Origin of the sequence: Marinoscillum sp. (assembly GCF_965229915.1) — a bacterium.
In the GTDB taxonomy this organism is placed as follows: domain Bacteria; phylum Bacteroidota; class Bacteroidia; order Cytophagales; family Cyclobacteriaceae; genus Marinoscillum.
Map to the genome: position 1 here is coordinate 223,868 of NZ_CBDDJZ010000001.1, position 21,598 is coordinate 245,465.

Below are 21,598 nucleotides of genomic sequence, written 5' to 3' on the forward strand. Positions count from 1 at the left end.
TTCCTGGACATTACTCCTCTTCACTTTAACCAGTCGGGTTTGGTAGTTACCACTTTTGCGTTGAGCATATTCAGCAGTTGATACAACCCGAAATAGGTTCTATTGATATACAAACCATGCCTCGAACCTCTGGGGTGTTTAGAGTTTCGAAGCTCCTTCATGTTACCAAGTCGCTCACTCAAATCGTAGATTTGCTGGAAATAGGTGTCGTCAGCAAAGTCGAATTCCTCCACATGGAATGGTTTTCCTAGCAGCATCGTCATCTCTTTGAATATGGAGATATACAGCCTCTTTTCGGCTTCAGTGTCATCTTCATAAATGAAATTAAGGCGATACAATATGGGCAATAGCTCCTCGTCATTCGCAATCAGATCCTTACTCATCAGGCGGAAATAAGCATTGTAAAAATCTTCAGGAATCTCTTTAACACATCCAAAATCTATGATCCCCAAAGTACCATCTGAGCGCATCATGAAATTACCAGGATGCGGGTCTGCATGCACCTCCTTGAGGTTGTGAATTTGATGATGATAAAAGTCCCACATAGCCTGACCTATCTGGTTCTTAACCTCCTGACTTGGATTAGTCGCTAAAAACTCCTTCACATGAGCTCCCTCCAACCAATCCATGGTTATTACTCTTGGAGCAGATAGCTCTTCATAGTACTCTGGAAAAACCAGGTTTTCAATATGTTTACAAGCAAGGCTTATTTTCTTTGATCGATGAACCTCTAGTTCATAGTCAGTTTCTTCTAGAAGCTTCCCCTCTACCTCATCCATGTATTGATCCAGTTCCTTTTCATTCAACCCGAACAAGCGCAGGGCAAATGGTTTTACCAGTTTCAAATCTGACTTTACACTCTCAGCCACTCCAGGGTACTGCACCTTTACAGCAAGTGTTTTACCATCCTTTTCCGCCTTGTGTACTTGTCCAATGGATGCTGCGTTGGCTGCATTCTTAGAAAAACTATCAAAGATATTGGAAGGGTTGTCGCCGAAGTATTTCTGGAAAGTCTTGACCACCAAAGGATATGAAAGCGGCGGAGCACTGTACTGTCCCATCGCAAATCGATCTTGATAAGCCGTAGGAAGTAGGTTTTTATCCATTGCCAGCATTTGAGCTACTTTAAGCGCACTTCCTTTTAGCTCGCTGAGTGAGTCATAAATATCTTCTGCGTTGTCCTGATCTAACTGATCGCGGCTACTATTCCGATCTTTCAGTTTGCGACCATAATGCTTAATATAATTTCCCCCCACTTTTGCCCCTGTTTTGACGAAACGGGCTGCACGTGATACTTTTCCTACCGGGATTCTGCCTTGCTCTTTCATAAATTCTTAATCTTGACCTTGGAACATCCGGTAGAACAAAAAGGTTAAATATTTTTATATAAATATTAAAGATTATAATGAGGTATTTAGTCCTTATAATGACAGTCTTGTTTCCGGGTCTTTCTCATGGTCAACAACCAAACTATCCACCAACCATCGAACGGACAACTGTCACTAACTACTATGGTAAAGAAATCACTGATGAATATCGATGGCTGGAAGATGTAGACCGACCAGAAGTCAAAATATGGGTGGCCAATCAGAGCGAACTGACTAAGAAATTCCTGAAGAAAATAGCCAATAAGCACAACTCAAAAAACCTGATGAACAAATACATGGTGCGGGAGATCAGATGGAATACGCACCACAATATCAACTTTGACAACAACCGAAATGAGAATTACCGGTTTTTTTACCAAAATCAGTTCAGCACCCCATCTATATATTACAAGGAAAATACATTCAATGATTTTAAAGTACTGGTGGATCCACGTGACATTTCCAACAAAGACAGAATAGTTCTTCAATCGTTTTCACCATCCAAAAACAATAAGTACCTGGCTTATTCATTTAACCGAAATGGGTCAGACTGGCGCGAAATACAAATCATCAGCACCTCCAATCAAGGCTCTCCAACTGAATCACTAAAGGATGTCCGTTTCAGCGGCATCAATTGGTGTGGAAACGGGTTTTATTATACAAGGTACCCTCCTTCTTCCATTACTGAAAAGCTTGGAAAACCTGCCATCTATTACCACCAGCTGTTCACTGAGCAAGCTGAAGACTCCCTCATTTTCCAATCTCCCAATCCGGATGATGAGCTCAACCTTTACTCTAATTACGATGAAACGATCTACGTATTAGAAGTTGAAAACCGCATAGATCATCAACACAGCTATTTCTATTATGATCCAAGAGAGGAAATCCGAGCCTTTCGCCCACTCTTTTACAAGGTTAGATTCTCACTCACATTCGTTCACTTCAAGAACGACCGACTAATCATGCGAGCAGCATCGGGCGGCAAAACACAACTGGTATCCATCGATAAAAAAGCTCCGGGAAACCTTAAAACCATCTCACCATCAATCGAGGGTGCCTACCTAACAAATTATGAAATACTTCCTGACCAGATTATCTTAAGCTACCAGGCAATCGATCAACCGTATTTGATAGCCATTGATTATGAAGGAAACATACTAAATAAGGCTAAACTTCCGTCTGGGGTGACTGTGAGCTCAATAAGCTATCAAAAAGCCGATCAGGAGGTTCTTTTTTACCTAGAATCCTATACAATCCCACCAGTGATCTGTCGGTTAAACCGGCAGAATTTTAGCTATAACGTAGTGGAGCGCACTGGTGTTAATTATGATTTTCAGGACTTCAAGTATGAAGTTCGAATGGTCCAATCTGATAGTGTGGAAATTCCGGTGTTTCTCGTCTATAAGGGAGCTCTTAAACCCAATTCTAAAACTCCAGTTCTCCTTAAGTCTTATGGTGGATTTGGAGTGATTAGCACTCCCAGATATGATCCCAACACAATCTATTTTATAGAACAAGGTGGAATATTTGCTTACGCCTATGTGCGTGGAGGTGGAGAAAAAGGTAATCACTGGTGGCATGAAGGCAAATACCTCAACAAGATCAATGGAGTGAATGATCTCATTTCCGTAAGCGAATATCTTATTGATGAAAATCTGACAGCAAAAAAGAAAATAGCTGTAACTGGGGCTTCACATGGTGGACTCCTGGCAGCAAGTGCTCTGATTAAACGCCCTGATCTTTTCGGTGCTGGCGTCTTCCATGCAGGATTGATGGATATGCTTCGTTATGAAAACTATACAGTAGGGCCCAAATGGATTTCCGAATTTGGGACTGTCACTGATTCTGTAGGATTTTATAACCTGATGACTTATTCTCCTTACCACCGGCTAGAACTCCAAACCGACTATCCTCCATCTCTTTTTATCACTGGTCAATCAGACGATCGAGTATCTCCATTTCATAGCTATAAAATGGCTGCACGTATGCAAAATCTGGCTGCTCAGGAAAACCCCATACTTCTTTGGGCAAAACAAGGAACTGGCCACTTCGGGCCAGACAATATGGAAGATCAATTAATAGAAAATGCTTACATCATGGGATTTCTTGACGAGTACATTCTTTCTCAAAATGACTAGCGCTGCTGAAACATAAATTTGGCAAAATCAATCATAGAGTCCAATGGACCTTTTGCAACAAGGTCTAGCCCCAGATTCACCGACTTTTCGATGGCGGCATCAGTACGTTCATAATCTGCACTATCATCATTAGCCCAAAAGCGTGTGATAAATAAGAAATGGATCCAAAATCCTTTTTCATACTGATTGGTAAAAGGTCGCTCAGCAATCTCACTAGTATCTTTTCCCTCGATGATCAGTCCTTTGATGTATTCAGCGAAACCAGACTTTAACTGCTCTAAAAAGTAAGGATTTACCTCATGTTTAGGTATTTCTTCAAAACGCTTCAGTACAAAGCTCCTGTTGTTTTTCAGCACTTCTAACCAGGTAAAATAGAATGCAAGAAGCTTCTCACGAACGGTATACTCCGCATAAGCAGCATCTCCTTCTATGGTGTCTGTTGTTTCCTTTAGCCAATCGCTCCAGATGCTTCGCTCCAACGATCTGAAAGAATTAAAATGCTGATAAAACTCTGCCTCTGTACTCTTCAAGTCTTTGGAAAATGCAAATACAGACGCTGGGTTTTGACCTTTAGTAAGAACTTCTTCAATGAAAGCTTTCTTAAAATCTGTCTTATTCACAGACTTTTTTCGTTTTTTAGTAGCAGTTTGTTCCATATGCGTTGTTAACCTCTTGAATTAGAAAAAAGTTAGTTGCTTAAATCACTTTTTATGAAAATAATCTTCGTAACCACCCTATTTCTTGTGCTCTCTGTTTCATTGGTCTATAGTCAATCACTCACAGCAGAAGACATTATCACCAAATCAATCAATTATCATGACCCAGGTGACAACTGGTCCGGTTTTATCGGAAAACTGGTCATAACAGAAGAACGCGAAGCAGGCGACCGTCTCACCAGATTTTCAATCAACAATCAAATTGGAAGGTTTCTGTTTGAGCGTAATGATGTGTCGCATGGCATGCTCATGGACTCTTGCTTCGTGATCTCAGGTGAAGCTGATTGTGATAGAGTAGCTACTATCCGTAATTACTACCTGTATTTGTGGGGATTGCCAATGAAGCTACAGGATGCTGGCACAAATCTGCAGTCGGAAGTTCAAAGTATTGAAGATTGGCATGGACGATCCGTCTATGTGATTGAAGTCCATTATGAACGGGAGAATTGGAGTTATTTTATTGACCAAAATAACTTTGCCTTGGTTGGCTACCAGTTTATGTTCAACTACAAAGAAGGTGGTGAGTTGATTACTCTAGATGGGGAATTGGAAGCTGATGGAATAAAATTTCCAAAAACCCGGACATGGTATGAGCTGCCGGGAGAAACATATTTGGCAAAGGACATGCTCACAGCCATAGAATAAAAAAAGCCTCCCCTTAAATGAGGGAGGCTCTTAACCAGCGGTGAACAGATACAGAAGTATTCTGTGAAATATGATACTAAGTTAAAGTATGCACTTAGAGACTTCAATACCCTATTTATGGTATTTTTCTACTCACCAATTTTTGCCAATGTTAGGCATTACTTCTTACTCAACTTCACTTGCTGCCTAAATGAACCAGAACTATCACTGAATTCCAGGAAGTATACTCCTGATTCATAAGGAGTTAAATCAAACTCAGCTTGTTGATAGCCCATAGTGGAACGTAATTCTTTTTTGATCAGTACGGAACCTTTCACGTCCCTGACTGTGGCAAACAAATCGTCAATTTTTCGATATACCTGGAATTCCGCTTGCATCAAACCGGCTGTTGGGTTAGGAAAAAGTCGGATATTTTTAAGAAACGGCTTCATGGTCCATAGAACCTTTTTCGTTTCCACTACAATTCCCTCATCAGTTACCAATGCTGATATCTGGAACAGTTGATTCTCCTCATCTCCTCCAACTACAAATTCGATCTCAGAATCTTCATCCATGGGCACCCCAGGATATTCGATATTCAACCGGTATCGACCCTCCTCTATTTCAGTAAACGTGAAGTTACCATCATCATCGGATTCCACATATGCATACAGCTCATAAGTACCATCTTCTTCCTGATTGCCCCTACCTTTAGGAACAAACCTTCTGATGGAACAGGCTGCACGCTTTACTTTTCTTCTTGCATCTATGCGCCCATCTTCTTCATCAGGAGTGTCAGAAATATCAGCTTCCACAGAACCCTGGACATCAGCACCATTCGGATCAGGAGTTGGGTCTGGCTTCAATGCCATGGCTATATCAATATCGGAAGCTGCAGATCTCAGGTACAAGGTATCTGCATTGACCCAATCCGGAGTACTGACATAATAAGTCTGCTGTACATCAGGAAAGGATTCGGGATTATGTCTCACTAGAAGAATAAAATCCCCCAACACCACATCCTTGATTTGATAAAACCCCTGATCATCTAGCTGAGCACTATCTGATAGCTCAAATGGACCATCGTAAATCCGATATATCTCCACCTGCCCATCATCGAGAGCTGTTCCACTCTCATCAGCCAGTACCGTTCCCTGCACGTCAGTAGATGCCCAGATGTTTTGATTCCTTGTTTCCAATATCAAACCAGGCAGGTCCGGATTGGTCGCTCTCAGCCTATACGCTCCCATATTCTCATAGTTGAGATTACTCAAAGGAAGGTTTGTCGTATTAGCTCCGCTAACTTCTACAGCTTCTTCAGGATCAGGAAGGTCATCAAAAATCCATTGGTACAAGTTGCCAGCTCCTGATATCTGAGCCGTGAGCACAAAGCTACTGTCTGCCGGGACTGTATCATTCTTTGTGATCCCAATACGCTTCTGAGGAGCATAGTCAAATTCGCTAATGGACTTGTTCTTAATCAAACTTTCAAATCCAAGTCTATTCTCGCGCACCACCAGTTTGGTGAGGTTTGGTAAAGTGGTCAGATCTGGCAACTTTCTGATATCATTATCAGCCAAATTGATACTGTCCAGTTTCACCAGATTTTTCACAATGTCTGGTAAGTTATTTTGCAGATTATTTGACGGTAAACTCAACCCTACCACTCGCTGGTTATCAAGAGTTACTCCTGTCCAGGACTCAATATCATCTGTTGCCAACCATCCGCCATTATCGGTCCAGTCATCACCACCTAGTGCTTCATAGAGAATTGCCAAAACGGCAGAATCTTTCTCTAAACCAAAGGATAGGACGATGAAATTACCTGGAATAAACCCAGAATAGCTCGAGACTGTATCACTAACTGCGATGTTGTCACTCGCTACTGGATCTCCTATTACCCCAATTGTTGTGAGCGAGCCTCCGGTGGCAATACCTCCACCAATTGACCCTACGTACGCTGTGTTAGCCACTTCCTGCCCAATGGACCAATGCGCCACACCTATACAAAACATGATCGTTAATAATCTTCTCATTTTATGATGAATTTCGATCATTAATTATCTGTCGTCACTTACTCTCCCAGACTGCTCATCTACATTGAGCATAAGCATCTTCTTGATTGATTCAATTTCAGATTTCAATGACTCAATTTCTTCTGAATCAGCGTTTTTGGATACAAGTGCCGCCTTTAACTGGGAGTTCTCACTTTGCAAGCTTGATACTTTGGCATCTAGCTCTTTCACGGCTTCTATCAATACCGCTACCATTTGAGAGTAGTTTACAGACTTGTATCCATCCTCATTGGTGTGCACAAACTCTGGGTAGATTGCTTCTACTTCCTGTGCGATTACTCCGATCTGACGATCTGTTCCTTTAGATGGATCTTTCCAGTAATAGGAAGTACCTCGCAGTTTGCGAGTATTATCTAAAGCTCCAGACAGGGTACTGATTTCTTTTTTATATCGTTTATCAGAGGTCAATGCCACTCCTCCTGCTGTCACCTGTCCAGTCACATCAATATTTCCACTAGAACCATCCAGTGTGATGGTTGTCGAATTACCCGAGTTTCTAAGTTCAAGACCTCCTCCCCCAGTTTCGTTGAGATTTCCATTGACCGAAACAGTGTTAATCTGTACACCATCCTGAATGTCATGTAGGTTTAAGAATCCAAATTCATGAGTACCATCGGATATTCTTGCTACTCCAAAATCAGACCCAGACATGTACCAGCTACCTCCATCCGTTTTCGTACCATATAGGTTGATATTAGCTCTATCATGATCCTCCCATGATTGGGAGCCCATGAAAATATTTGGAGTGGAATCTCCAAACAGATTCAATACACCAGAAGCACCGTCCGCATCAGTACCTGACTGATCTTGGGTGATGGTCATTACGGCTTGTCCGCCACCGTTGGTTCTATTAACCTCCAACATTCCTGTTTGCTCACTGGCATTGTCTCCTAGCTGAGCAACTCTAAACCTTCCAAGACCAAAGTTTTGCTGAGCGGCTCCTTCAATATAAACTTCAGGAGACGTACCGTCAATGAAAGATCCAAGCAACACGGCTCCCATCAATGAGTCCGAATCATCATAACTAACCAACTGAGCAAATCCATCATTATCATAGCCGCCGAACCAGCCTACGTTCACATGACTTTCATTATAGGTATAAAGATTACCTCGCCCATTGTTAGTTACTCTTAATTGAGCACCAATGTTCCTCAGAGAGTCGTACAGTCCAAGAAATCCGCCATATCCTCCTCCAGCACTTCCTAAAATCACTTTAGTAGAATCATTGGCACCATTAAGCACCAGGCTTCCCGCGCTGGTATTGTCAAAAATATTGAGATGCGCCTTTATACTTCCTGCAGAGTCCAGCAATTGAATATCCTTTGTGACAATGCTATCATTTTGTGAAATAGACTGTCCATTGATCAATACATCTCCACCAACATTTAGGTCTCCGGGGAAGGTACCCGAACCGGTACTACCATCTAAATAGAGCATGCTACTGTAGTCACCATTGAATAGTCTCAATACCCCAAAATCATCTGAGCCTCCTGGTAATGTATCTACTCTCAGTTGTACTTTCGACTGATCAAACTGATCATATAAATAAAGCAAACCGCTATTACCACCTGTGATTCCACTGGATCCTAAAATCGCAGTACGTGTAGTGTCACTACCTCCATACAAGACCAGAGAACCCGCATTGTTAGGTTCATAGTAATTTAAGTGCGCTTTGAGGTTTCCTGATGGACTCATCACCTGCACATCGTTTGACTGCAGGCTGTCAATGAACTGATTCATTCCACCCAGAGTTTCTCCATTCACTATTAACTCACCGTTTACATTGACATTACCGTCAAACCAACCAGCCCAGTTTTCATTTGCTCCATTATAAGCCAAGCCATGCACTCCGATGTTTCGAGAGGCGTTTTCACCGGAAGCAATTCCTCTTACTCCGACATGCATTCCAGATCCAGGTCCATAAGCCTCTACATAGGCTCCGACTTGCAGTGTATCTACTGGGGTCACTTGACCTCCGGAGTTAGCTCTACCCCAGACTGCCCAATTGACACCTCCGCCACCAGCATAACCCGATAGACCAACTCCAGGTCCTGGGCCTTCAGCGGTATATTGCGCTTGCATGGCCCGGCCCCCTACGTCCGAATATCCATATAATGAGGACAACTGACCTGTTACATAAGCCTGTGGGTCCGTTAATTCTGATTGGTTATTGATACTTCGGCCATTTTCTGCGTAAGCAAAAACACCCGTGTTTAACCCTTCTCCAGCAGCTTCAATGTAGGCTCCAATTCGCGATCCGGTACCAAAGCTGGTGCCAGTACTGTTGTTATATACATTAAGTCCAATAGTAGTAGTATCAGTTGTTTCTTTAATCACGAACCTGCCCCGTCTGGTGCCTATGGGTGCATAGATGGTTATGGGGGAAAGATCTGTTTCTCCTACAGTGATTCCTAGCTGAACAGCATCCGAATCATCAAACAGCGAATCGGGAATTGGTGTGACACTTCCCAAAACTACACTGTAAAAGCCGTCCAGAACAGAAACACTCTCATGCGTTTCGGTCCAATCGACTGATTGAATACTGAAGGTAAACGACCTGGACCCAGTTACTGGCTCATCGTTTTCGGTAAGCTTACCTTGAAATGGAATCTTCTGAGCAGTAGCCATCACAGCCCAGAAAAGTAATATCATACTAAGTACTCTTCTAATGATCATGTTCACGGATTTTTATGAATAAATATCAACCCGAAAGTTAGACCATGCAGACAGGAGTTGCCATCGCTCGATTTAGGTATTTTACCAATTGCCGACTAAGCTTTGTAGATGCCAATTTAGCTTTTGTGGAAACAAAAAAATGCCCGATCGTTTAATCGGGCATTTTTGCAATCTAAAGACAATAAGTTCTATTGCTTACTTATTTTAATCTGTTGCCTGAAGGTTCCAGAATCATCGGTGAAAGTCAGGAAGTATACTCCCGAACGATAGTCCGTAAGATCCACCTGCACCCTTTGAGTTCCTAGTCTTGGACTCAACTCTTTTTCAAACAAGAACACTCCTCTGGAATCCATCACTTCTAGCTTTAGGTCTTTGAGTTTTCTATACACGAGGAAGTCAGCAGTCATTTTACCCATAGTTGGGTTAGGATATAGCTGCACATCCTTGATGTATGGCTTGAGGGTATACAGGATCTCTTTGGATTCGACTGTAATCCCTTCCTCAGTGATAGTTGCTTTGATTTGGAATTCCTGGTTTTCCTTATCTCCACCTACTTCGAAGAATATATCTGAATCTGGATCCATTGGAACCCCTGGGTATTCAATACTCAGTCGATACTTACCTTCTTCAATATTGGAGAATACAAACTCACCTTCATCATTGGACTCTACATAAGCATACAGTTCATAGGTACCTTCTTCGTCCTGACCGTTTCTTCCTTTAGGCACGAACCTTCGAATAGAACAAGCCGCTCGTTTTACTTTACGTCTGGCGCTAATTCTGCCGTTGCTGTTTTCTTCATCAACCACAGAATCTTCCTTGAAGTCGGACTCAACCAAACCGTTAAATGTCGCACCATTAGTAGCCACATCAGCTACATTGTAGAAGAGCATTTGAATATCTATTCCAGTGACACGTTCACGTACTTCAAGTGTCGTGGCTGCAGTATCGGTTTCCGCTTGCTCATAGTAGGTTTTAATCACATTGGAAGATCCTGGTTCTTCACTTAGCGGATAAACTGTTCGATCAGGAGCAACAAGTACAACGAAATCTCCCAAAATAACATCTTTGAATTGATAAACGCCACCACCGTCGAGATTCACCGTATCCTCTGGAACAAATGGAGCTCCTGGCCTGATTCTGTAGGTAATCACCTCACCATCTGTAAGCAGTGTACCCTGGTCGTCCGCGAAGACGGTTCCGAATACATCTGTTTTCGCCATCAGGTTGCGGTTTCTACTAGTGATCGTCAGGTTTGGCACCAAAGGGTGAGTGATATCCACACGATATGTTCCCATTTTGGCATAATTCACTGCTTCCACTGTGTAAACCCTTGAGTTTGCACCTTGAATAGGTGACACATTATTATTGAATGGCTGCCCAGGAACAAACGGTCCAAACTGCCACTGATACTGGAGTCCTGTACCACTCATATTGATGCTAACAATATAGTTGTTACCTGCAGCAATCGTATCATACTTCGTAATGTCATAGCGTCTCTGTGGAGCATAGTTTATTGGCATTTTCACATTTGGTATAATGTCTTTAAAGGCCAATCTATTATTACTGATGTCAATGGTATCGATCTCCTGCCACTGAGAAACATTCGGGAATGCTCTTAGGTAGTTATCCTTTAAATTAACAGTCACCAATCCACTAAGATCAGCAAATGATAATGGTACTTGCCCGTCAAGTATTCTACTCTGATTTCCATCTGTCAGGTCTGTATCGATTACCGCAGGCAGGATAAGTTCCGTCACACGACCACCAGCTACAGTTACCCCTTCCCAGGTGTCAGTTCCATCAACAAGCTCAGCATCGGCTGACCAACCCGACGGATTGTAAGGAAACTCTCCTCCATTGGTGGCTGCTAAGAATGCCAATAATGCCCTTTTATCTCTTTCCAGGGATTCAATTTTAAGGTTGAAAGGATATGTGGCAATTACGGTTCCCGGGTAGTTGGAGTTGGTAATCGTCAGCACATAGTCACCTTCGTGTTGTGAATCAGGACTATTTATAATAACCTGATTATCAAAAACATCAACCCCTGAAGAAGATTCCAATGTATCGCCATTAAATGTCCACAAATAGGAATTAAATGATCCTCCAACTTCAAAGTAGATCTCCAGAGGAACGGCAGCTGCATGTAAACTATCTACACGTTCAAATAATGAATCCTGAGGAGTAATAAAAAGTCTCTCTGCATCAATCAACGCATTGTTCAGTTCAAAGTCCCCAAAGTCAAGCGAGTTGTTGGTGACTATGATAGAGTCAGCAGTGTTTCCGCTGAAGTCAGTCAGGTCTACAAATCTGTTTCCTGAGGCATTGATGTAGCGCATGGAATCCAGATTGGCAAATGGTGCAAGAGATCCTGTCAGCATGTTGTTGCTGATATCAATAACCTCAATTCCTGTCAGATCGGCTAATTCAGTCGGAAGTTCGCCATTGAATTCGTTGTTGTGAGCTCTTAATTCTAGCAATTCCGATAACTGACTGAGCTCTGCAGGAATACCTTCAGTCAAATGGTTGTCATTGATTGCCAGGATTCTTAAACTACTCATAGCCCCCAGACCAGCAGGAAGAGGTCCTTCAAAATCATTTTGATCAAGACGCAAGATCTGAAGGTTAGAGAGCGTTCCGATTTCTGCCGGTACGAATCCATTAAAACCATTGTTGTAAATCTCAAACTGCTTCAGATTCGTAAGGCCTCCCAGAGTAGCCGGAAGCTCTCCAATAAAAGCGTTATTGTACAAATCAAGATTCTCCAGGCGACTGAGTGATCCGACTGAAGCCGGAATGGTACCCTCCAACTGGTTATCATTCAGCGACAAGTTGATTAACGTACTAATGTTACCAAGTTGCTCTGGTATCTTTCCTGTCAGGTTGTTGTTACTCAGATCGAGAATCTGGAGCGTATCCAGTGTGGCAATTGCCGGAGGTATAACTCCAGTCAGGTTGTTGTCATTCAATACCACAGAGATCAATCGACCATTTGGCGTAAAGAACGTTCCTTCCCACTCCAGTGGAGAACCTTCTCTCCAGCCTTCATTTCGTAACCATCCATCACCATTTGTAGAATCATATAGCGCAACTAGTGCAAGTGAATCTGTAGCATTTACGGTCGGACCGGACGATTGTGGCACTTCCACCATGTTGATCGCCTGGTTGGATGCCTTTGCTGTGTCATAGGTAATCAAACCAGAAGGCCATTGCACCATCACACTATCCGCGGTAATCGCACTGCCTAGTCCAAACTCTGCAGCTAAGCTGTTACCACTACTGATACCATTCTGTGTGGTGATCAGTTGGTACTGCCACTTTCCGTTAGACTTGACCCCAACCTTAGATCCAATACCATAAGAGTTAGATTGAATTCCTTTTAGCCTGACAGTAAGCCAGTTGTTGCTATTGGCATTGTTTCGATAGATGTAATTGCCTCCAGTAAATGACTGATTAGGGAAGAAAATATCCTGGAATCCGTCATTGTCTATATCTGCGATTGATACATGCGAGAAGTTATTGGTGATCGGGAAAGCCTGATCCTTCTCGAAGATAATCTTAAACCTAAGGTTGCCCTGATTCATAGCAGGATATGCGCGATCGTTTACAGTCCAGATCAAATCCACACGACCATCGTTGTTTAGATCACCGCTGGTATATCCTCTTCCAAATCTGATGTCAGTGGAGTTGGCATTATAGACAATTCCCAAGACACTCCAAACAGGTATGAAATCAAATGTTCCATCTCCTCTGTTGACATACAAGCCGAGGGTTTCATCATACTGATCTCCGGTGATCAAATCGATCCAACCGTCATTGTTAAAATCAGACCAGGTATACCCACGACTTCTAACCCCAGGATTAGAAAAGCTGTTTTCCTGGTAAGTGTAGTTACCAGATCCATCATTAATGAATAGCATGTTTTGAACATCAGAGGTGATGTATAGGTCCTGATCATTGTCATTGTCTATATCCACGTTACTAATCGTCCAGAAATAGGCTTCATAGGCTGTGAGTGGAGTATTATCAACGTACAAAGTGTCAGCCAAGACTAACTGTCCAGCTCCATCGTTGTGGTATACCGTACCTATTGACTTAGCCAAATCAAGGAATCCATCATTGTTTACATCCACCCAGACTCCGGCTTCTGATGGACTCCAGAAGTGAAACTCCTCAGAAACTTGTGTATTCGTAATCTCAAAACTTCTACTACCCGTATTTCGATAGACTCTGTCTCCAAAGTCCCTGCTTCCAGGCACATACAAGTCTAAGAAACCGTCGTTATCATAGTCACCCCATGCCGCTGTTCTGTTAAATCCAATTTCAGTGGTGGCAATAGTACCAACGATCTTCTTGAAAGTACCATCACCATTATTTTCGTACATGAAATTGGCCGCTAAATCAAAAGCATTGGATACATAAAGATCATCATCACCGTCTCGATCATAATCACCCCATGCACCTCCATAACTTGTTCTGGTGATATCACTGGTGATTCTATTGTATAGCGGATCAAACAATGGTGATTTATGGATTAGATTAGGTTCGTTAGACGGGAAAGACCGTGAATCAGACTCCATTGCTATTACTCTGTAGTAATACCGCTGACCATCAAGTGTGTTTTCAATGGTATATCTATATGCACCAGATATGGTGTCCAATGTGGTATAGCTCGTCGGGTTACCAACTGATTGCTGAAGAATGAACGACGGGTCTCCAGATCCATAGTACTCCCAGGTCAACATGATACTATCACTGCTAAGTAAACTAGCCGTCAAGTACTCTGGGTTTTGAAGATCAAAATTAATGGTAGAACTTGTTGGCCAGAATTTGGACAAACCTGTAGCTCCATATAACAGCTCTGAGAATTCCACATATAAGGTATCATTGGTGTATTCCATTCCTAATATTTCAGCGTTAAATCCATATTTAGGAATTATAGAATCGCATACCTGCAAGAATTCACGAGGTGCAACAAACTCACCGAATACATCCTGGTAGTATCCTGCTAACACATCAGAGATGTTGAATAAATTATAACTTATTTGGTCCACCTGTACTTCTCTTCCACCAGTCAAACCGGCATCCGGTCCATCTAAAATCTCATATGTACCTGCCCAGCTTTGACCAACAGGAATAGTAGGCTCACAGCTTCCAGTAAATATTATATCAGAATAGTTAGATTCTAATCCTTCTCCAAAAGCAGATAGCAGTGCCTTGGCTCGATAATAGTAATTACCAGGCTCTGTAACTGGATTGGAGTACCAACCCCTGAAGTAAATAGTATCCTGTACTTCAAAGTTTACTCCATCAGTGCTTCGTTCGATGACAAATGAATTAGCGAATCCATCGTATTGAACATCAATCCAAATAGTATTTGGTCCCCCAGCATATGGTGAATTGATAAATGGAGCACCTAACTCATCGCTTCCAGTATCTCCTATTTCGATCGCGTCTACTGAACCATTAGAGACCACAAAGTCCACTTGATCCACAGCAAATGGAGTTTTTGGGAAAGTAATCTGATTCTCATAATTATAGATCTCTCTGTTGACTGGTACAATGATCTCCTCACCTCCAGTACCATGTATGATCATGTTGCCTATATTCAGCTCTGCTCCTGGTGAATGTAACCTTATATAGTTAATCGCTATAGGATCTGTCGCATAAAACATTTTTAACGTATCAAAATCTGGCTCATTGGCATTGTGCCACCATTTATCATAATAGTACCACTCTGCGCCACTGTAACCATATGAACCATCCATTGTCTGTGGTGGGTTATCAGGCATACCCACTGGTCCATTGGGATCAAATCCTAGTGTTCCAGGATCGTCAAATGCGGGAGACTGTTGACTAGTAGCATACCTTTTATCATAGCTATCCACAGCTATTTGCTTCGTTAAGAAAGGTGCTTCTCCATATTGATAATTCGGATTAACGACCATGGCCATGTACTTGGTCACGTCATAATCCTCATTGATGGTGAATGTGTAGCTGGAATCGTTACCCGTGTATCCAATTTCAAAAAAATAAGGCTCAGCATTATTTTTATCTGATCTGTACCAGTAAAACTCATCTGCCGGATCTTGTCTTTCGGCACTGAGTGTCACTTCACCACCTACCGTAGGATCACCACTAAAGGTAATTTCACGAGAAGTTCCCTGGGGATAAAGCGATACATTAAATCCACCGATATTTCCTATTCCATCACTTAGTGCTGCAAAATCGAAGTTATTGTAACTGACATTGACATTGGCATAGTAAACCGCTGAATCCAAATCACTCGCCAAACCTGTTAAGTAGTTTCGATCTACATAGAAGCTTGAGAATTGACCTGTAACAAACCCTGAAGGAATACTACCAGTTAGTCTGTTGGTACTAAGATTTAAATAATAAAGATTGGTCAAATTGGACAATGAAGATGGAATATCTCCTGTCAGAAAGTTGCCACTCAGATCCAAATACCCCAATGAAGTAGCATTGCCAATTTCAGAAGGAATAGGCCCTCCTACATTACTTTGCAAGATGTTGATAGAAAATAAATTGCTTAAAGAGAACAATGAAGCCGGAAGACTAGAACCATTGAAATTGGAATTATAAACATCCAGCATTTCCAGATTTGTCAGGGCTGAAAGGTCAGGGAATGTTTCGGCATAAACCTCATTGACGCTCAGTCCTACCACATTTCCGCCATAAGCAAATACTCCATCCCATGTCTCAACCGGACCTTCAAACCAGTTGAGATCCACACCTGATGGAAGTTGTATTTGAGCGTAGAGGGTCACTAAAGCCGATGAGTCAGCTATATTGACTGGTTCCACCACATTTACACTGAAAATACCAGTCTCAATTTGCAAGCCTGTAAGGTTACTTATTACATCATGATAAGAATAGCCAATATAATCTCCATCATTATCAGGGTTCAATGCATTAGCAATGGTGTATGAATCACCAGAGCCTACATAGCTTCCCCACAAGTACCAATCAATATAGGTCAAGGTATCCGTGTCAATATCCATACTCATGGTGTAATCATCCCCTACTCCGAGAATTACATTCTCTACATCCTGGTTGGTAGGCTTCATGTAGGAGACATCATAGAATCCTGGTCTTTGGCCAAGATTAATTTCTTCAAAATACATTTCGAATGGCAATAAATCCTGAAAGTCAAGTCTATTGCCTTGCAGCGCCAGATCAATAATTGCAGTATCTAGTGCCAACGCTGAGATATCTGTCAACTCATTCTCTTGTAGGTAAATGTATTGCAGATGCTGGTTGAGCTCACTTGGAAGAGCTCCGGTAAGGTCATTGTTTCTCAAATTGAGGTAATAAAGACTGTCCATATTACCGAGTCCGGCCGGCACGGCTCCTGTTAAATTGGCTTCAGGTATTTGCAGTACTTTCAAACTGGTCATGCTCAAAATCTCAGTAGGGAAACCTGATGAGAAGTCAGAAAAACCAGCTACAAAATTTTCTAGATTTGTAAGGTTAGCATAGCTATCAGGTAAGCCACCATCCATTGCTGGCACGCGGATTACAGAAAGCCTTTTCAATCCAGTCAATGAACCTACATGTTCATAGCCACTGGTAAATCTGGAGTTGTCCAGAAAAAGAAATTCCAGATTAGTCAAATTGGAAATGGATGATGGTAATGCTCCAGTTACTCCTGGGTTATTGGCCAGCGATAAGTATGTAAGATTGGTCAAATCCCCAATATTAGAAGGTAATTCACCAACCATATTGGCATTATTTTGTAAATAAAGTAGCTCCAGGTTGGTCAACTCGGTTACTCGCTGTGGCACCTCGAAAAGTTGCAGATTGTATATTCCGAGTAACTTAAGGTTGGTCAGGTTATACAACTCGTCTGGTAATTCAGAAAAACTATTTCCACCTAACCAGAGGGTATCCAGGTTGGTAAGCAGCCCGATAGCTGGGGACAGTTCATCTATACCAATTCCATCCATATCCAGATAGTGCAGGTTGGATAAGCCGTACAACTCACCTGGCAAGTATCTCAATCCGGGATTTCCCCAGATGGCAAGCCACTCCAGAGCATCCAGATCACCAATAGATGGAGGTAAACCACCATCCATATTTTGATCATACAGGTCTAGTCTGGTCACTCTACCAGCTCCATTAAGAATAACACCTTCCCACATTACCAGTGGAGCATTCATCCAATTACCTGCATGATTCCAATATTGACCTCTTGTGGCTTTGTAAATATCTACCAAAGCCAATGAATCCGACTCATCAGCTGGGGCAATTGTCCAAACAGATTTGTCACCACTCTCCAATTCCAAAAAGGTAACGGCATTTACAGAGTCGTTACCAATCAGACACCAGTAGGTTCCTGTTGAGTCCAATTGCAAATTGGCTATGGTAAGTTGCGGATCATTTTTTCCATCCAGATAGTTACCATTGAAATACCACTGGTACGTATTGGCTGCTCCTCCTACTGTAGCGTCGAGTGTGACAGGTTCTCCAAGATTATAAATACCTAACTCGGCATCTGGAGTATACTGTGGATAGAAATCCAAGGTGTATGCCGGTGTTTGAAGTAAAGGCTCTATGTCATCAAACTCAAAGTAGTTATCAAATCCGTAAACTTCACCCAAGGACGACAAGCCACTCAAATCCGGTAGGTTTTCTAACTGGTTACGCTGAATAAATAAAGCTCCAAGTGACGAAAGATTGCTGAAACTGGTAGGGATATCTCCTGGGATCTGGTTTTCATCAACAGCCAGTAGGTACAAATTGGATAGGTTACCAAGTTCTGATGGAAGGGGTTCGTTTAACTCATTGACACTTACATTAATATAGACGAGGGAGGTAACAGAGCCAAGTTCAGCAGGGATGGCTCCAGTAATCTGGTTTTCTTGTAAGTAAAGTTCTATTAGAGAGGTGTCATTTGCCAACTCTACAGGAATTGTTCCAGTAATGTTGTTACCATCCAATCTTAAGACTTGTAGATTCGGAAAGGTGCCAATTGAAGCAGGAATGGATGTAATCCTGTTGAATTCCAACCCTATGTAAAACAAGGATGAAGAGCCTGCAGTAGCAGGGAAAGTTGTGATCAGGTTATCCCTCAAATTGATGTTTTGAATAGTGGTCAATTCAAACAACTCTCCAGACATTCCTGAAAGCTCATTGTTCTCAATTGCCAGATTCCAAAGTTCTGTACAATTGGAAATCTCAGCTGGCACCTCTCCTGTCACGAAGTTTTCACCCATATACAGTTCTCGCAGTTTGGTGAGATTCCCAATACCTGTCAGTGTCCCTGTAATCTGGTTGTTATACAAATCCAGAATCTCAATGGAATCCAAAACCGTAAAGACCGAAAAGTCATTAGCTATGCTATTGCCCCAAAACCTAGCAACCCGTAGGTTGGTCATGGACGACATGTCTGGAAGCGAAATGATATTGTTCTCAGGGGCATTCAACTCATACAATCCGGTGAGTCCGGCAACACCCGTCGGCAATGTAGAAAACAGGTTATTCTGCATGTCCAGAGAATACAAATTGGATAGTCCAGACAACTCATTTGGCAAATCTGACAGCTGGTTCCCCGCTATTAGCAAGAACGACAAATTGGTACAGTTACCAATTGATGCTGGAATAGATGTGAGTTGGTTGTAATCCACATACAGGTCATACATACTAGTCAAGTCACCTATTTCGGTAGGCAGAGTTGTTAGTTGATTACCTCCCAGATAGAGACCAAATAGTGTGCTGAAATTACCAATTGAGGCAGGAAGACTAGTTAGATCATTGCCCCATAGATACAAATATTCCAAATTGACCAAAGCACCAATAGTATCGGGCAAAGTTGTTAGTGCATTTCCACCTAAATCAAGAGACGTAAGGTTGGTTAGAGCACCTATACCTTCGGGAAGGCTAGTTATACCATCGGTCACAAAAATATCACTGTCGTCATATTCGGAGTTCCAAAGAGACAGATTGGTCAAATTGGTTAGAAAACCGATTTCATCGGGAACGAAATCGATAAAGTTTGCTCCTAAGGACAAACTGTTTAGTTTAGTTAGGTTGCCTATTTCAGATGGAATAGAACCAGTGATGTAGTTATCATTGAACTCGATATATTCCAATGAATCAAGATCTCCAATTTCGAAAGGTATTGTTCCATTTAGGTTATTGTTCTGTAGATTAAGACCTACTACAAAGTTTAAAGTATCATAAACAGGAGCACCCATACTGTCAAGGCCTATTTCCACTTCATAGGCACGTGTTTCCACACCTACCCAGTTCTCCACGTCATCTATTTTCCACCCAGAATTATCAAACCAGAAATCACCACCTAAGGCATCATAAATAGCCACCAAAGCCATGGAGTCTGTAGACACTGTAGTAAGATGACTGGACAGACCAGGAATAAATGAAATACCTTCATCTGGAGCCTTGGCCATTTTGGAGGCACTATTAATTGTAAACTTTTTAGTTTTCAAAGGTGATAAACTCAACAGTCTCTGCTCATCAGCTGTAAGCTCTTCCATGGATTGTGAGTTTGCCTTTGACTTCAAACGTTGTATGGCCAAATAGTCAATGGTGGTACGGTCTGCTTCTTCCAGCTGGTAAGATGACTCATGTGTTTTATCCAAAGGTTTCTTTTCAACGTCCGTGTTCAGTCCCTTTTGATCTCCCATTTCAATTGGACGTCTGCTGGCCGCTCTATTCGCAATGGCTCTTTCTTGCATTGCTTTGTTTTGCTCGTGAAGTCGCAATTTTAACTCCTTCACATCATCCACTTCTTCATATGAGTGTTCCTGCTTCTGAGGTTCTTTAATCTCAGGAGCGAACTGAGCCTTAGCGGCTGTCCGCATGGAACTTTGGGATGGCAACCCTCCCTTTTGTCTTGACATGAAAGCGTCCACCATCTGCTGGAAGTTCATCCGGTGCTCTGGTACATGTGCCTTTTCATAATTAGCCGTACCGCTCGTAGCCTCCACCAATTGACCATCCGTTCTTTTGGACAAATCAACCGATGTGCTTTTAATACTCGGTTCAGTTAGAGATGTTTGTTGTGGTGTGCGTCTTTGCTGGATCTCAACTGAGTCCACAGCACTTGACTTTTTCAATTCTTGAGCTTGCACTATAATTCCTGTACAAACAAGAACAAATGCGATGAGGTTGGTTGTAAACTTTTTCATGAATTAAGTTGGCGTGATAACAGGCATACAAGTTATATGTAGCTGCTATCAATTGCAATACCCTAAAATAGGTATTGGACAACCGAAATCAGTCAAAAAACAACCAACTGATAAACAGACACTTATATAAAGTGATGCAGATAAAACAACTAAATTATTCGACGAATGAAGAATTTTGATGAATTGTATCAATTGATAGAAAAGGGGTATTTAATTGATCTTTTCGGCACCCCGAAATACCTGGCCATTTTATCGCATGGAGCGGGAGCAGGAATGGATCACCCATTTATGAATCGCATGGCCGAGCTATTGAGCAAGCAAAGTGCAGCCGTGATTCGCTTTAATTTTAGTTATCTTAAAGAAGGAAGAAAATTTCCTTCTTCCAGCAAACAATCAATTGGTGATATTGACGAGGTATACCATCAGGTAAGAGGCCTGTTTCCTGATCAGCCCATTATCCTGGGAGGTAAATCGTATGGAGGCAGAATGTCCTCGCATTGGCTGGCCCAACAAGAATATCAAAATCAAATAGCAGGGCTTTTCTACTTGGGCTTTCCTCTCCATGCACCCGGAAAACCAGGCACTAAACGGGCAGATCATCTAACCTCCATCAGCATACCACAGCTATTTCTCCAAGGAACCAATGATAAACTGGCGCAACTTGACCTCATAGAAGGCGTAATAGATCAACAAAAAAATGCCACGCTTAAAACCATAGAACATGCTGATCATAGCTTTAAAGCCGCAAAAAAGTATGGAAAAAGTGAAATGCAGATAATGGAAGAGCTGGCCTTGACCATCGATAGATGGGCTTTAGACCAGCTCTAAATC

Annotated in this window: 8 protein-coding genes; 3 read left to right on the plus strand and 5 right to left on the minus strand. The window is 42.1% G+C overall.

From position 1 onward, the window contains the following. Positions 1-20: 20 nt before the first annotated feature. Positions 21-1,328: an ABC1 kinase family protein gene (locus tag ACO067_RS00980; RefSeq protein WP_421869422.1), complete on the minus strand. Its 1,308-nt coding sequence runs from the start codon at positions 1,326-1,328 to the stop codon at positions 21-23. Positions 1,329-1,405: 77 nt separating this feature from the next. Between ACO067_RS00980 and ACO067_RS00985 the strand changes: the two genes are divergently transcribed. Next, positions 1,406-3,505: a prolyl oligopeptidase family serine peptidase gene (locus ACO067_RS00985; protein ID WP_421869425.1), complete on the plus strand. Its 2,100-nt coding sequence runs from the start codon at positions 1,406-1,408 to the stop codon at positions 3,503-3,505. Here the strand turns inward: ACO067_RS00985 and ACO067_RS00990 are convergent. Then, a complete protein-coding gene (locus tag ACO067_RS00990; RefSeq protein WP_421869428.1) occupies positions 3,502-4,161 on the minus strand; it encodes a TetR/AcrR family transcriptional regulator in 660 nt (219 codons plus the stop codon). The two genes, ACO067_RS00985 and ACO067_RS00990, sit on opposite strands and share 4 nt — an antisense overlap. A gap of 54 nt (positions 4,162-4,215) precedes the next feature. On the opposite strand from ACO067_RS00990, the gene ACO067_RS00995 reads away from it, so the two are divergent. Next, complete coding sequence (locus ACO067_RS00995; RefSeq protein ID WP_421869431.1) at positions 4,216-4,866, plus strand: DUF6503 family protein; 651 nt, start codon at positions 4,216-4,218, stop codon at positions 4,864-4,866. Positions 4,867-5,024: 158 nt separating this feature from the next. Here the strand turns inward: ACO067_RS00995 and ACO067_RS01000 are convergent, their stop codons facing one another. From ACO067_RS01000 to ACO067_RS01010, 3 genes are all read right to left on the minus strand, one after another. After that, positions 5,025-6,881 carry a hypothetical protein gene (locus tag ACO067_RS01000; RefSeq protein ID WP_421869434.1) on the minus strand — a complete coding sequence of 619 codons (1,857 nt, stop codon included), beginning with the start codon at positions 6,879-6,881 and terminating at the stop codon, positions 5,025-5,027. A gap of 24 nt (positions 6,882-6,905) precedes the next feature. Further along, the gene (locus ACO067_RS01005) at positions 6,906-9,596 is read right to left on the minus strand and encodes a tail fiber domain-containing protein (protein ID WP_421869437.1); all 2,691 of its coding nucleotides are present in this window, start codon (positions 9,594-9,596) and stop codon (positions 6,906-6,908) included. A 188-nt stretch (positions 9,597-9,784) separates the two neighbouring features. Beyond that, positions 9,785-20,767 (minus strand): leucine-rich repeat domain-containing protein, encoded by a 10,983-nt coding sequence (locus tag ACO067_RS01010; protein WP_421869440.1) that lies wholly within the window; start codon positions 20,765-20,767, stop codon positions 9,785-9,787. Positions 20,768-20,932: 165 nt separating this feature from the next. On the opposite strand from ACO067_RS01010, the gene ACO067_RS01015 reads away from it, so the two are divergent. Then, positions 20,933-21,595 carry an alpha/beta fold hydrolase gene (locus ACO067_RS01015; RefSeq protein ID WP_421869443.1) on the plus strand — a complete coding sequence of 221 codons (663 nt, stop codon included), beginning with the start codon at positions 20,933-20,935 and terminating at the stop codon, positions 21,593-21,595. Positions 21,596-21,598 lie beyond the last annotated feature (3 nt).